The sequence below is a fragment of the Cocleimonas flava genome, from assembly GCF_004339015.1.
Classification (GTDB): Bacteria; Pseudomonadota; Gammaproteobacteria; order Thiotrichales; family Thiotrichaceae; genus Cocleimonas; species Cocleimonas flava.
Genome location: NZ_SMFQ01000004.1, coordinates 179,261 through 193,899 on the forward strand (window position 1 = coordinate 179,261; position 14,639 = coordinate 193,899).

Below are 14,639 nucleotides of genomic sequence, written 5' to 3' on the forward strand. Positions count from 1 at the left end.
AGTCTTCGCTTATCTGGGGTGATGAATCGGTATTATTTTTTATTAGCGTTTTTTGCACGTGCAAGTCGATCCTGTTCGCGTAAGTGATTGAGCTTTTCACCAATTTTAATTTCCAGACCTCTGGGCACAGGTTCATAGTATATCTGCTCTCCCATTTCTTCAGGAAAGTAGTATTCACCGGCAGCATACGCGCCCTCTTCGGTGTGCGCATAGCGATAGTCTTTACCGAAATCCAGATCTTTCATTAAAGTGGTTGGTGCATTGCGCAGATGCATTGGTACATCCAGCGACCCGGATTCACGCGCCGCTTTCATCGCCGTATTATAAGCATTATAAACGGCGTTACTTTTAGGCGCAGAAGCCAAATAAACCAGCGCATGGGCAATTGCTAATTCACCTTCAGGACTTCCCAGTCTTTCGTAGGTTTTCCAGGCATTTAATGCCAATTCTAAACCCCGAGGATCAGCATTACCGATATCTTCACTGGCCATACGTACTACGCGTCTGGCGATGTACAGTGGATCACAACCGCCATCGATCATCCGACAAAACCAGTACAGAGTGGCATCCGGATTACTGCCGCGCATTGATTTGTGTAAGGCAGAAATTTGTTCGTAAAAAAGATCGCCACCTTTGTCAAAACGACGCACGCCTTCACTGGCAATTTCTTCGATCGTGGCTTGAGTGATCCTTCCGTTATCCGCCAAATCCGTGGCAATCTCCAGCCAATTTAAACCACGACGAGCATCACCATCGGCAGCCTTAGCGAGAAAGTCTAAAGCTTCTGGATCGATTTTCAGTTTTTTCTCGCCTAGTCCTCTTTCAGAATCATCAATCGCTGATTGTAATATGGCTTTGATGTCAATTTCGCTAAGCGAACGCAACACATAGGTACGCACACGTGATAACAAAGCGTTGTTTAATTCAAACGAGGGGTTTTCGGTGGTTGCGCCAATAAAACTAAAGGTGCCATCTTCAACATGCGGTAAAAACGCATCTTGTTGCGACTTGTTAAAGCGATGTACCTCATCGACAAATAACACGGTCGCGCGCCCGTCCAGTTCATGGCTTTGTTTTGCCAATTTAACCGCTTCGCGAATATCCTTAACACCGGAAAGTACCGCGGACATGGTAATGAATTCAGCACCACTGTAGCGGGCAATCAAACGGGCAAGCGTTGTTTTGCCTGTTCCGGGAGGCCCCCAGAATAGCATCGAATGCAATCGATCCTGTTCTATCGCTGCACGTAATTGTTTACCTTCACCCAGAATATGTTGCTGCCCAGTATATTCTTCGAGCGTTCTTGGGCGCATACGCTCGGCTAACGGTTTATGCTCGGCGTGGTTATTTATTTGATTTTGATTTGGCTTATTCACAGTCGAATTGTATCACTCAAACAAATACGCGTATAACGATAACATCTATGCAGTGAACTGATTTGGCAGTGAAAACTACTAAAAAACTGCCTATAAGTGGGGGGGTGTGAATTCAGCTATTTTATCGCGTATAATCGCTTAAAATACAAGAAGGTAGAGCAGTTTTGTAAGTTGACACTTGTAATTGAAAAGCAGCTTACTTGGATTTTAGGGCTAATCTTACAATGTTATGGGCAAATACCTGCGTCATTAACTACGCAAAAACTTGTAAGTTATTGTAAATAGATGAACTTGTCTGGGCGCAAGTTGACCTATCTATCATGTGTAATCAATATTAATTAAGAAGTATAAAAATCAGGGGAATAATGTGGGTACATTAAAATCAGTTTTAATCTTAGCGGTATTTAGCGCATTGACCGCTTGCGGTGGCGGTGGAAGTAAAAGTAATAACACTTCTGACAATAATACCGATACGCCGCTTTCACCTGAACAACTCAGCACAGCGGAATTAGGCGTTTCTGCCAGCGGCGTGATTACGATTACAGGTCAGGCATCTCCTAATTCTGTGGTAAATATTACCTTTCCCGATGGTTCCAAAGAAACACTTACGACTGACTCCGACGGTAACTACTCTGCGACCAGTACACACTCACAACCTTCTGGCGACACTACAATTATCAGCATTTCGAGCAATGGCCCTGAGACTATGATTATCTCCCCTACCGACGCACCTGCGGTGACTAATCTCAAAGCAAATTCTGATGGCTCTCTTGTTATTAGCGGTAAAGCAGCTGCGGACTCTTCAATAACAGCGGTTTTTCCTGATGGCAACACAGAAGTAGTGAGTGCCAACAGTAGTGGTAACTACAGCGTGTCTAGCGATGCATCTCAACCTATGGGTGAAGTATTCATTACCAGTGCCAAAAACGATGTAACTTCTGCACCTACCATTATTGAAAGTAAATCAATTGAAAAAGCACTCTATCTGGCTACAGGTATATTACCTAAACTATCGTTCACACCTTCTGTGGGTGTCAATACAGAAGCACCTCAAGGTGGAGCAGATACGGCAGGAATGCCAATGCCATTTGCAGATATTTTCAGAACCGCGCGTCCTTTTGCCGAGCTTTCTGCCGAAGGTACACTTTTAGATGAGAATGGCTGGGTGCTTGAATTTGCCGATGAGTCTGAGTTCGCTAATGGCACCCGTTTCGCGCGCACCAAACTATTGCAAGGCGCGTTGGACGATTCAATTCCAGAAGGTCAATACACTGTTATTTATGAAGGCGAAGGCATTCTGGAATTCGGGTCTTCCGGTGCTGTTTCTAATGTCAAAAAAGTAACTGGTGAAAATAAATACACCTTCGATTTGAATCTTCGAAGTTTTGATCTCGAAGACGAAGTCGCTGCTTCTGACACCAATGCCTTTAATATGAACGTTAAAGACATCAACACCAGCAACCCGATAAAGAATATCAGAATCGCAATGCCGGGCGGAACATGCGCAGGCAATCCTTTTACCAGAGTTGATTCACAGGATGATTGTCCAGACGGAGACATTTACGAATCGTTTGCAGAGCGTTTAGAAGCGGACCGCAATGCAATTATCTTCAACCCTGATTACCTGGCATTTTTGCGTAATTTCAAAGTTATAAGAATGATGAATCTGATGGAAGCGAGCCTTAAGAAGCTATGTTTTACTGCGGATGATTGCCCTGAAGGTGTGGGCACCTGGGATCACCGAGCGAAACTTGAAGATGCTGTTTGGGGCGGCAATGACGGTCGTACACCCGATGAAGATCATAAAGGCGTACCGATTGAAGTGATGGTTGCATTAGCGAATACCTTGCAACGTGATATCTGGGTAAACATGCCGCATGTGGCAACCAACGATTATGTTAAAACCTATGCGAAATACGTTTACGATAACCTCGATACGAATCTAAAAGCCTATGTGGAATACTCTAACGAGGTATGGAATCCGGGCTTTTCTGCACACAGTTACGCCGTATCAAAAGGTATCGAACTGGGATACGACACTGTTCCTGAGATATTTGAAGGCAGCAATAGAGATGCCGATTATTTTGCGCGTTTACGTTTTTACAGCAAGCGTGCCGAGGAAATATTCATTCTCTGGAAAGCCCAGTTTGATACAGAAAGTGATACCCGTTTGGTGCGCGTTTTAGGCTCATTTATTGGAGATAAAGTGCTCACCGAGCAGATGATTAAAGACAGTATCGTCAATATAAACAATATCGATGCAGTAGCGATTGCACCCTATTTCTTTGGGTGTCCTTATGAAGCGATCTGTATCGATGCTCCCAATAACCTTTTAGATGCAACCAGCGTTGATGATGTATTTGCTGCGATTGATCAGTCGAGTGATATCGATGTTAAATCTCTGGATGGCACTATCGAAGCGGTTAAAAGTCAGCTGACAATTACCAGTGCTTACAATCTTGATTTAGTCGCTTATGAAGGCGGACAACATTTAGTAACGGGTGTGCTGGGCAGCAATGATGTCAGTGAAGACGATAAAGCACGACTTCGCGCTCTGTTTAATGAGGCCAACCGAGATCCTCGGATGAAGCAGCGTTACATTACGTTCCTCAATGCATGGAAAGACCTGTCAGATGAAGGAACTGCACTGTTTACGCTGTATACATTACCGCAATCTTATTACCGTTTTGGTAACTTTGGGATGAAAGAGCATTTGAATATGTCGCGTAACGATTCACCCAAATTTGATGGTGTGATGACCTTTCAGGAAGCTGTTGAAACGTGTTGGTGGGATAACTGCGAATAGTCTTTTGCCGTCACTTGATACTCATTGATATATCTTGTTATGTCATGATATCTATCGGCAAGAATTAATATAGGCACCCCCCTACTTACAGGGGCTTTTTTTTTACCACGTATTAGCTTTTCTGTAGCTAATACGTGCCTGAAAAAATCTTTAGCTTTATCCTGCTAACAGACACTGACTGGAAGCCTTTACAGCTATAAGTAAGACTCGATTTTAAAGTAAATATAGCGGTGTTTATGAACCAGATGTTTTATTTCTGGTTAAGCGCTTATTCAACGCCTGACGTGTCAAACCGAGTATTTTCGCCGCTTCACTTTGATTATTATTGGTTCGGCGTAATGCTTCTTTGATTAGATTATCGTTAAACTCTTTGATGGTTGGTAAGGTCTTGGTCTCGGGTGATATTGTTAATTCAGGCGATAAGCCCTCGCTATCTTCAACAGGATTATGATGGCTAGCATTTAAGGTAATCTGTTGTTTTAAATGTTCCACATTCAAGACTGACCCGGTTGTTTGCGTGACCGAATCATAAATCAGCATTTCAAGTTCTCTGACATTCCCCGGGAAATCGTATTGAGATAAGAACTCGTACAAGGAATCGGGGATTTCTATTTTAGACAGTTGTAATTCATTACAGGCTTTAATCGAAAAGTATTCACACAATAACGGAATATCTTCCTTTCGCTCTCTTAGCGGTGGAATTCTAATCGTGTGTATTTGTAAGCGATAGAATAAATCCTGCCTGAAATTCCCTTCGGTGATTAGCTTATTTAACTCGTGATGCGTGGCCGTAATAATACGTGCATTATTTTCTTCGAGGGTATCGGAACCCAGCGGATAATAATTATTTTCCTGAATTAATCGGAGCAATTTGATTTGTGATTGATGATCCAGATCGCCAATTTCATCGAGGAAGATAGCGCCTTCACCAGCTTGCTTAATAAGTCCTTCACGAGATGTTGATGCACCTGTAAATGCACCTTTTTTATGTCCGAACAAGGTATCGCTAAACGCCGTATCATCAAGCCCTGCAATATTAACCGATACCATTTTACCTTTTTTATTCGAAACATCATAAACCGCTTGAGCCATCAGCTCTTTGCCTGTTCCGGTTTCGCCTAATATCAGTACGGGTCGTTTCGATTGTGCGATCGCTTCGATATACACAAACAGCTTTTTCATCTCTTCATTAACGGTCAATATCGAGGAAAATGCTGGATTACTGGATTGCTTTACCGACATCAAAAAGTTTTGCACCGACATTAGCTCATCGCTGAGCGATTTGTTCTCCAGTGCATTCCTGATAACGTGTATTAGGCGTGATTGATCGACGGGTTTAACGAAATAGTCGTGAGCACCTAATTTGGTACATTCAACGGCGATACTCACTTGATCATTAGCAGTCACCATGATCACGATAATTTCCGGATATTCGATTTTGATTAATTTGAGTAATTCACTGCCTTCAATTACTGGCATGTGTATATCAAGCAAGATCACATCTGGCGTGTTGTTTTTGAGGTATGGCATTACCTCTTCTGAATTTGATATCGCCGTAACATTGGTGAATTTTTCAGTACGAAATAATAAAGAAAGACTGCGCAATACATCCTGCTGATCATCTACCAGTAAAATCGAACTTGTGTTATTCATTCCTCATCCTAGAGATATTCCTTCCTTATTATCCTTTGACTCAGATTTACCCTGCTTGATTGGAAGCTTGACGGTAAATGTTGAACCAAAGCCTTCTTCACTTTCTACCCAAATCTCACCATGATGCAATTTGATTAAGGCATATACAATGGACAAACCGATACCTGTTCCACCTATCGTTGACTTTGATGACTGGAACAAATCGAATACTTTATTGATATCTTTTTCCTTAATACCAATACCATTGTCTTTGATAATGACATAAACGTAATCTTCTGTCACAGATGTCTCTATTTTTACCTCACCCTGCTGATCATTTTGGAAATTCCTCGGATCACAAGCTTCCACAGCATTCAAAATCAGATTCACAAATACCTGATTGATCAACGATGAATTTGCTTCAAATGCCGGCAGTTCTACACTGTTATCAAAAACAATGTGTACCCTTCTTTTTTTAATTTGGGGCTGAAGCATCTTGATGGTTTCTACGATGATTTTGGGCAGTTCACACTTACTCATCTCCAGTGTTTCTTCGCCCCTGATGAAGGTAGATAAACCCGATATAATTTTTTCGATGCGTTTACTCGCACTCGCTGTATCTTCCATTGCAGCAGTCAGCAGCCCGCGCATTTCATCATAAGGAATATTCTGCAGTTCTTGATCAGGATGCTTGGCGTAATATTCATCCAGAATCGGTAACACTTCATTCCAGCTATTCTGGATCACTTCCGCATTAATCTTGATTAAATTATTCGGATTATTAACCTCATGTGTAATACCAGTAACCATCACACCTAAGGTATTCATTTTATCTTTTTGTATTAATTTTGCCTGTTGTTCTTTTAGGCGTTTCTTTAACTCTACCGCTTCAGTAATATCAACAAACATTAACAAAGTGCCAAATTTATTGTTCCAGATGGCAGCAGAGGTATAAAAAAGAAAATCCTGATTAGTGTCTTTCAAATGAATTTCATTTCTTACTTTTCGATATTCTTCATTCTTTTTGTTCAGCGTCTGGATATCGACGTTGTAGATTTCTTTACCGTAATTAATAAAATACGGAGAGAATTGTTCGTAATCGATATCTTGCAGTGACTTTATGTCAAACATTCTGAGAAACTGTTTATTGCAAAAATCTATCTTGCCATCGGTACTAATCAAAATCCCCTGACTGGAATGGTCAACCAGCTGGAAGAAATTATTTTCACTGATACGATAGCTTTCCCAGAGTTCTTTCAAGTTTTTCAATAGTTCATTGATGGAACTGACAACGACATCCAGTTCATTTCTTTTACTCCGATTCCCTTCCAGAACTATTTCATTATCGAGTAATTCGAAGGATTCAATTTTCTTCAAAGATTGGGTGATATTGACAAGGTGTTTGGTAATCAAGAAATCGACAACAAACAAAATAAAGCCCGCAACCAGGAAGGTACGAATGAAGTTGATAAACAGCACGACAAAAAACTGATTAATTAATGACTGTATGGCGTGATCTTTACTTATATGGAAATCAAACTCACCGATATGAATAATTTCATTTCGCCTTTCGTACTTGAGGTTACGTTTGTGTTTTATGGTGTTTTTATTATTTTCATTACCGGATTCTGATATTTTTTCACCCTGAAACAATACGCTCGCATAGGTTACTTCTGGGATTGCCACCAATCCATCAAGCAACACCTGAATTTGCAGCACATCCATATTCCAGGCGGCTGTTGAAAGCCCTTTCACATGACTTTTTGATATTTGTGTAGAAAGCGTATCGAGATACTCAATATCTTTTTTGTAATCTAAATATAGTTGCAAACTGGTTGCCAACATTGTGACGAACGTACTAAATATGAATACGTAAAACAGCAGGGTTCTATTTAGTTTATGAGTAATGGTATGCATTGATACTTCTTGTTAGTTAACGTTATTAAAGACGTGACGTTCTTTGTTTAGCGTGTTACTAAACGTGCTTAGCTCATCAATCAATAGTTGTGATCCGAAATGACTGGTTGAAAAACTCTGGTTATAAGCCTTACTGAATTTTTTATAATCTATTTTCTTCCATAATTCCTGATCAAAAATACGCTCTATACCACTCAAATTTTCATTATTGATTGAGCTGAAATGCGTTCTCTTCTGGATGAAATCAGGATAAAAGTGATTGAATTGATCATGCAATAGTACCATCAACCAGGCACCATCAAAAATATGACCACCTATGGAGCAAGATAAACGCTGATCTTTGATTTCCTCAAATGTCGAAGGTAACCAATCAATACCGCAGGTGAGCGTGTCTTTACCTATGACTCTGTTCATATTCTCAGCACCTATTGCTGCGCCGCTTGCCATGTAATCTGAAGCAGACCAAATCAGATTAGTTTCGGGGAATAACTTCAGTAGGTTTTCAACGGTTTCTGTCGCTCTTCTCTTACTCCAATACGCATTCACGATGTGTAATAACTCCACATCATTATTCTCATCGACAAATACCTGCAAGCCCTTCTTTCTGCTAATAGATACCCGACTGCGATGGTCGCCGTTAATGCCAATAATATTTATTTTTCCATTTTTATCGGATAACTTTTTCTTTCTCGCTTCAGTGACTAATACTTTTGCTAACTGATAACCCGCCTGTTCGTCATCTGGCAATAAACTCCCTGACCATGTTTTCGATTGATACTGGTCATACTGACCTTCCTGGTAGTCGGCATTGAATAAAAAGGTTTTTTGACCCAGCTGATTAGCCAATTTCATCAATTTAGCCGTGGCAACGACTTCGTTAACCATCACTAGATAATCTGGTCTTGTGGTTCTGTTTAATACACTCGTGCCTATTTTTATCGTAGTGGTAGGGTTATCATCAGCATATAAAATTTCTAATGAAATCCCCAAATCATCGGCAGCATCTCGCATGATTTTATTAACAATATTAAAAAATTGGCTTTCAGCAAAATCTGGACTAATGAAAACTATTGATGGTTTTTTTATGGTACTAACTGTTGCGAGTACAGGGTATGAAAAAGCACAAACACCCGTAACAACCAATAGAGAAATCAGCTTTATAAAACATCGTTTCATATAAGTGAGTACACCTTAATTTTTATCCTTTCTTAATTGTTAATGCCGGAGGTTATCGATGAACAATAATTTGCATGCGTATATTTTTGAATATATTAGTACAGAAATCATTTATTGTTATGACTATTAAGCAGATAACCCTGTTTCATCGAAATTAACAGGGTATTTAATACACCTACTGTTATAGCAAAAATGCACAAAGATTATCGAGTTTTACACTCTTTCTGGATATATATCATGAACAATAAAATTATTAAACAAGGCCTCGATGAAATTGCCACACGGGATTCAGATGTAGCAACTGCATTACTTCAGTTGGGTTATCCAGAACCTAGAATTCGACCACCAGGGTTTGAAACTTTTTTCTCCATCGTGGTTGGTCAACAGCTATCCACACATGCTGCAGCAGCAATTATGCTTCGTGCACGCGAACTATTACCTGAACTCACCGCCGAGAAAGTGCTCGCCGTTACTGATGAACAACTGCGAAGTATTGGGCTATCAAAACAAAAAACGACTTACATTCAAGGTATGGCAGAAGCCATCGCCCAAGGTGAGTTTACCCCTGAATCGCTTGAAACCATGGATGACGAAGAAGCGATCAAAGCGATTGTTGCACTCAAGGGTTTTGGCCCATGGAGTGCTGAAATATATTTGATGTTCTCGCTGCAACGCACCGATATTTTCCCCTCTGGGGATTTAGCCTTACTAGTAGCCTTACAAAAACTCAAAGGGCTGGATGAGAAACCAACCCCAGCCGAAGCTAAAAAAATAATTGAACACTGGTCTCCGTGGCGTTCAATCGGTAGCTTATTTTTATGGCACTACTATCATGGTGCCCCTACCTGATTGACTACGTTCTTCTTTTACAGAACGAAAATCGATTAAAAAATTAGTTTTATTAAACAGTATCCCTAAACCAGTACCCCAAAACCAGTGCCCCTAAAACAATGTTCTATTAAATTTAATACACCCCCCTACTTTGGAGCCTTTTTTACGCTATTATTTAACCGAATTAAAAAACTACGTTGTTACAATAATTATACATTCACATTCATTATTTAATTTTCTCAAAAATAAAGAGTACCGCTATGAAATTAGAATCAATTGCACTTCACCACGGCTATAAATCGGAAGCGACAACTAAAGCTGCTGCCGTTCCTATCTATCAAACTACGTCTTATACGTTTGACGATACCCAGCACGGTGCGGATTTGTTCGATCTGAAAGTTCCCGGCAATATCTATACGCGCATCATGAATCCTACCAATGATGTTCTGGAGCAACGTGTTGCAGAAATGGAAGGTGGTATCGCCGGATTAGCCGTGTCATCCGGTATGTCTGCGATAACCTATGCGATTCAGGGTATTTGTGACGTAGGGTCAAATATCGTCAGCACTAGTCAGCTTTACGGTGGTACTTATAATCTATTCGCTCATGCTTTGCCTCGTCAAGGTATAGATGTTCGTATGGTCACTCATGATGATTACGAAGGTTTTGAAAATGCGATAGACGAAAACACCAAAGCCATTTTCTGCGAATCCATTGGTAACCCAGCCGGTAATATCGTTGACTTGGAAAAGTTAGCAGAAATTGCGCACAAACATGGTGTTCCGTTAATGGTTGATAATACGGTAGCGACACCATTTTTATGTCGCCCTATCGATTTTGGCGCTGATATTGTGATTCACTCTTTGACTAAATACATCGGCGGTCACGGAAACTCCATAGGTGGAATGATTGTTGATTCAGGTAAGTTTGACTGGGTGGCAAACAAAGCTAGGTTCCCTATCTTGAATGAACCAGACCCTTCTTATCATGGTGTGGTTTATACAGAAGCGCTTGGCCCTGCCGCGTATATCGGTCGTTGTCGTGTTGGTCCATTAAGAAACACCGGTTCGGCACTTGCACCACACAGTGCATTCCTGATTTTACAGGGCTTGGAAACACTCGGGCTTCGTATGGAAAGACACTGTGAAAACGCAGAAAAACTAGCCGCTTACCTTAGCAATCACGAAAAAGTGAGCTGGGTAAATTACGCAACATTGCCAGATAGCCCTTACGCTGAAACCTGTAAAAAAATTACCAAAGGTAAAGCATCAGGTATTTTGAGCTTTGGCGTTAAAGGTGGATTAGAAGCCGGTGGTAAATTCATCGATGCACTTGATATGATCTTACGTTTAGTGAATATCGGCGATGCAAAGTCATTGGCTTGTCATCCTGCAACCACTACACATCGCCAGTTAAACCCAGAAGAATTAGCCAAAGCCGGTGTCAGTGAAGATCTGATAAGAATCTCGGTGGGTATTGAAAACATCGACGATATCATTGCTGATGTGAGCCAGGCTCTGGAAAAAGTATAAGCAAACACCAAGTGTTAAAAACGCTATAAAATAGCGCTAAAACTGCTGGAAATTCTTTCCGGCAGTTTTCATTCTAGTCTACAAAAATCTAAACGCACATAATACGCTCTGAATTTATTAGTTCTTTATTCATAGCTCAATCGCCATTTATTCATCATTTATTCATCATTTACTCGTCTTGTTCTAAAAAATTACGCTCAAATTCATTACAAAATAAAAATAAATTGAGTGATAAATATCAATGCTCTGTTTTTTTTAAAGGAAGATACTCTCGTTCGCGCACACTCAATCATGGCTATCAACACTGATAAGCCATAACTAAAAATGTCTTAACTAATAAACGAAGGACAAAAAAATGGAACAAAGTATTATCGATCTAAAACGTAGAAACATTCTTAAGAAAAGCCTTTTCGGTTTATCGGCAGTTGTAGCAGCGTCAATTATTGCACCAAGCGTTTACGCTGATGATCTTCCAGAACTCACTGAAGATGATCCAATGGCAATAGGCTTAGGTTACAAAAAAGATACAGCCACTGTAGATGGTGCTGTTCAGACTAAGCACACGGCTGAACAAAGCTGTTCTTCATGTGTTTTATATACGAGTAAATCTGATACAGCAGGCACTTGTACTATCTTTGCAGGAAAACAAGTAAGCGCTACGGGCTGGTGTACAGCTTATGCCAAGAAAGCTTAAGTTTGTGTTTCCGTTTGAATAAACACTTATAAAAAGCTAAGCGCATAAATCTTTCGATTAATGTAGTGAAGCCGAAAAGCTGAGATTGCTTTTCGGCTTTTTTATTTGTCTTAACGAGTATCTCGAATAACCCATTCGATCCTGCCTAATTTTCTTTATTCACCATTATCGGTATTCCTTGTTTTATTGATCCTTGTTTTATTATCCCAAGTTTCCTCGTTTATCCGCTATCAATGGCTTTTAAACATTCAAGCATTTTTTGTTTACTACATTAGTTTTGTTGAAATACATATTCTTTTAAGTCAGTTTTGTTAAGTCTTTGTAAATAAATGTAAAGAACTAAACCATTACCTTATCCAGCCCTCATACCTTATATAGGTTGTAACAATCTATTTAAGGAGACCTATACACGAGAATGATGCCGGATAAAAATGGCTTGAATTCCCTAGTTTTTCCGTAAAACACGATAAATGGCCTTACTATTCATCTTTTTTTACGAAAAACCTAAGAAATTACGCTCATTTATCTCTCGTCATATTCTCATCATAAATCTCGAAAATTATTTAACTCAGGAAGGAGTAACAGATGAAGAATTCACTATTGATAGCATTGCTAGGCCTAACAGTTTCGGTAGTAACGCCTTCAATCGCAGCAGCGGATGACTTTAAATTTGGTCCGAATAAAAACTATAAAAACGATCAACACAGAAACCATAAACACAAACGCGTTAAAAAAGATGTCGCGAAACATCACAACGCCAAACAAAAGCAAATTCGTCGCGTGACTAAGGTGAAACCTCCTAAGCCACCAAAACTTCATCAACTTCCGCACAAAAGAATAATCGCAAAATTAGATAACAAATCTCAAAAGAGACACAACAAGCGTTATATCGATAATCGCAAACACGTTAAAAAGCATGTGAAACATCATAATGAAAGACGTCATTACAATAAGCCACAGTCGTCGTTCTCAATTACATGGAGTAGCAACGCACCCCAAATTGGCTATAACAACGTGCACAGAAAAGGCGTTTACAACAAGGGTGCACGCCAAGCGTTTAATATCTATGAACGTAAGAAGAGACAACAGAGTAGAATTCATCAAGGTAGAGAAAATGGCCAACTAGTAAAGCGTGAAGTGAAGCAACTTCGTCAGGAACAGCGCCAGATTCAACATAAGATTGCTTACTATAAGCGCGATGGAAGATTAAACCGACACGAAAAATCAAGAATCAATCATTTGCAAAACGTTGCTTCTAATAATATTCGTAACAAGATGAATAATCGTTTAACACGCTGGTCTCAACCAAGAAATAACCACTACGATTATGCCTGGTACTAAGCAACAGAGTTCCAACTAACATTACAGGTACTTTTATTAATACCTAGATACATACAAAAAGCCCGGATAAGCCGGGCTTTTTGTATGTAAAAATGTGATTAATCTTTCTTGGAAATTTTGTCTTTCACATTATCAACAAAATCATCAGTGGCATCTTTTACATTATCATAGGCCTCATCAGCTGCAGATTTCACTTCATCGGTAGCATTGCTTAACGCATCAGTGACTGATTTCTTACAAAATGCAGGGCCCAGGATTTTAGCTCCCAAACAGACGCCCGTTGCTGCGACAAATGCAGTGACTAATAGACCAATAATGGCGAAGAATTTACCGAATAACGCAGTCAGTAAGAACATGACAGATAAAACGGCAAACACGACACGCAATTCACAACTTAAATTTTTCTCAAACATAGCGACACCTCTATTTAATAAACTTAACTGATACCAATATAAACTTAGTTACTGTTTTCTACTAGATTATCTTGCTGTTGAAATTTAAATGATTAAAATTTAGATAAATTGAATCCTAACTGCTAAGGTTAATTTAAAGAGAAGCAGTTAATCATTAGCCTGATAGAAATCAGCTATATGCAAGTTAATGCAAGAATATAGACATAAGCCAGTAAGTAGATATAAGTAAATAAACAGACGACAAAGATAATTTTAAAATGAAAATAATCAATGACTTAAGTCCTGAAGAAATTCAGCAATGTTTAAATAAACAAATACCATCCAGTTATGATGTTCCTACTTCTCCCGGCAATAGCAACAACAGTGAAACGGGCCAATATCCTAATCAACTGAATAAAGCACAACGCAAAGCGGCAGTCTTGATCCCTTTTCTAAGAATTGAAGAGAGCTGGCACATTCTGTTTATTCGGCGCTCAATTATCGAAAATGATATGCACAGCGGGCAAGTTGCCTTTGTCGGCGGCAAGCATGAAGAAAATGATCCGTCCATCATACATACCGCATTGCGCGAAACTCATGAGGAAATCGGGATCAATCCTAACGATGTTAATGTACTGGGAAAATTGAACCCACATTACACTGTAAGTCGGTTTGAAGTGACACCCGTAATCGCCACTGTAGCCTGGCCCTACGACCTAACTTTACAAAAATCAGAAGTCAGTCATGCCTTTACATTGCCGCTTGATTGGCTGGCAGATGAGAATAATCATGAAATCCGTTATCGGGAAGTGCCGAATGTAAAAGAACCTATTCCAGTGTTGTATTTCAAGGAATATGAAGGTGAATTACTATGGGGCGCGACCGCTCGAATGACAGATTCTTTAATTAAGACACTGAAAAACGAGCCTGTAGATTACTAAA

At 39.9% G+C, this 14,639-nt stretch carries 11 protein-coding genes; 6 read left to right on the forward strand and 5 right to left on the reverse strand.

Annotation, left to right across the window (positions count from 1 at the left end; genetic code table 11):
- Positions 1–32: 32 nt before the first annotated feature.
- Positions 33–1,313: a replication-associated recombination protein A gene (locus EV695_RS12580; RefSeq protein WP_131907054.1), complete on the reverse strand. Its 1,281-nt coding sequence runs from the start codon at positions 1,311–1,313 to the stop codon at positions 33–35.
- 430 nt (positions 1,314–1,743) lie between these two features.
- Here EV695_RS12580 and EV695_RS12585 point away from each other — a divergent pair, with 430 nt between their 5' ends.
- A complete protein-coding gene (locus EV695_RS12585; RefSeq protein WP_131906338.1) occupies positions 1,744–4,182 on the forward strand; it encodes an Ig-like domain-containing protein in 2,439 nt (812 codons plus the stop codon).
- A 234-nt stretch (positions 4,183–4,416) separates the two neighbouring features.
- Here the strand turns inward: EV695_RS12585 and EV695_RS12590 are convergent, their stop codons facing one another.
- The 3 genes from EV695_RS12590 to EV695_RS12600 are packed head-to-tail and all read right to left on the reverse strand — an operon-like array spanning position 4,417 to position 8,907.
- Positions 4,417–5,835, reverse strand: coding sequence for a sigma-54-dependent transcriptional regulator (locus EV695_RS12590; protein ID WP_131906339.1), 1,419 nt, complete (start codon positions 5,833–5,835; stop codon positions 4,417–4,419).
- A gap of 3 nt (positions 5,836–5,838) precedes the next feature.
- A complete protein-coding gene (locus EV695_RS12595; RefSeq protein ID WP_131906340.1) occupies positions 5,839–7,731 on the reverse strand; it encodes an ATP-binding protein in 1,893 nt (630 codons plus the stop codon).
- Positions 7,732–7,743: 12 nt separating this feature from the next.
- A complete protein-coding gene (locus EV695_RS12600; RefSeq protein WP_131906341.1) occupies positions 7,744–8,907 on the reverse strand; it encodes an ABC transporter substrate-binding protein in 1,164 nt (387 codons plus the stop codon).
- Positions 8,908–9,144: 237 nt separating this feature from the next.
- On the opposite strand from EV695_RS12600, the gene EV695_RS12605 reads away from it, so the two are divergent.
- The 4 genes from EV695_RS12605 (at position 9,145) to EV695_RS12620 (ending at position 13,305) form a co-directional block, all read left to right on the forward strand.
- Positions 9,145–9,756 (forward strand): DNA-3-methyladenine glycosylase family protein, encoded by a 612-nt coding sequence (locus EV695_RS12605; protein ID WP_131906342.1) that lies wholly within the window; start codon positions 9,145–9,147, stop codon positions 9,754–9,756.
- A 242-nt stretch (positions 9,757–9,998) separates the two neighbouring features.
- A complete protein-coding gene (locus EV695_RS12610; RefSeq protein WP_131906343.1) occupies positions 9,999–11,270 on the forward strand; it encodes an O-acetylhomoserine aminocarboxypropyltransferase/cysteine synthase family protein in 1,272 nt (423 codons plus the stop codon).
- A 355-nt stretch (positions 11,271–11,625) separates the two neighbouring features.
- Complete coding sequence (locus tag EV695_RS12615; protein WP_131906344.1) at positions 11,626–11,964, forward strand: high-potential iron-sulfur protein; 339 nt, start codon at positions 11,626–11,628, stop codon at positions 11,962–11,964.
- Positions 11,965–12,549: 585 nt separating this feature from the next.
- Positions 12,550–13,305 carry a hypothetical protein gene (locus EV695_RS12620; protein ID WP_131906345.1) on the forward strand — a complete coding sequence of 252 codons (756 nt, stop codon included), beginning with the start codon at positions 12,550–12,552 and terminating at the stop codon, positions 13,303–13,305.
- A 98-nt stretch (positions 13,306–13,403) separates the two neighbouring features.
- Here the strand turns inward: EV695_RS12620 and EV695_RS12625 are convergent, their stop codons facing one another.
- Positions 13,404–13,718, reverse strand: coding sequence for a hypothetical protein (locus EV695_RS12625; protein ID WP_131906346.1), 315 nt, complete (start codon positions 13,716–13,718; stop codon positions 13,404–13,406).
- 257 nt (positions 13,719–13,975) lie between these two features.
- Here EV695_RS12625 and EV695_RS12630 point away from each other — a divergent pair, with 257 nt between their 5' ends.
- Positions 13,976–14,638, forward strand: coding sequence for an NUDIX hydrolase (locus EV695_RS12630; RefSeq protein WP_131906347.1), 663 nt, complete (start codon positions 13,976–13,978; stop codon positions 14,636–14,638).
- Position 14,639 lies beyond the last annotated feature (1 nt).

Coding starts and splice junctions, on each gene's coding strand:
- EV695_RS12600 (WP_131906341.1), bottom strand. CDS start 8,907: ATGAAACGATGTTTTATAAAGCTGATTTCTCTATTGGTTGTTACGGGT.
- EV695_RS12580 (WP_131907054.1), bottom strand. CDS start 1,313: ATGCGCCCAAGAACGCTCGAAGAATATACTGGGCAGCAACATATTCTG.
- EV695_RS12605 (WP_131906342.1), top strand. CDS start 9,145: ATGAACAATAAAATTATTAAACAAGGCCTCGATGAAATTGCCACACGG.
- EV695_RS12590 (WP_131906339.1), bottom strand. CDS start 5,835: ATGAATAACACAAGTTCGATTTTACTGGTAGATGATCAGCAGGATGTA.
- EV695_RS12620 (WP_131906345.1), top strand. CDS start 12,550: ATGAAGAATTCACTATTGATAGCATTGCTAGGCCTAACAGTTTCGGTA.
- EV695_RS12625 (WP_131906346.1), bottom strand. CDS start 13,718: ATGTTTGAGAAAAATTTAAGTTGTGAATTGCGTGTCGTGTTTGCCGTT.
- EV695_RS12595 (WP_131906340.1), bottom strand. CDS start 7,731: ATGCATACCATTACTCATAAACTAAATAGAACCCTGCTGTTTTACGTA.
- EV695_RS12615 (WP_131906344.1), top strand. CDS start 11,626: ATGGAACAAAGTATTATCGATCTAAAACGTAGAAACATTCTTAAGAAA.
- EV695_RS12610 (WP_131906343.1), top strand. CDS start 9,999: ATGAAATTAGAATCAATTGCACTTCACCACGGCTATAAATCGGAAGCG.
- EV695_RS12630 (WP_131906347.1), top strand. CDS start 13,976: ATGAAAATAATCAATGACTTAAGTCCTGAAGAAATTCAGCAATGTTTA.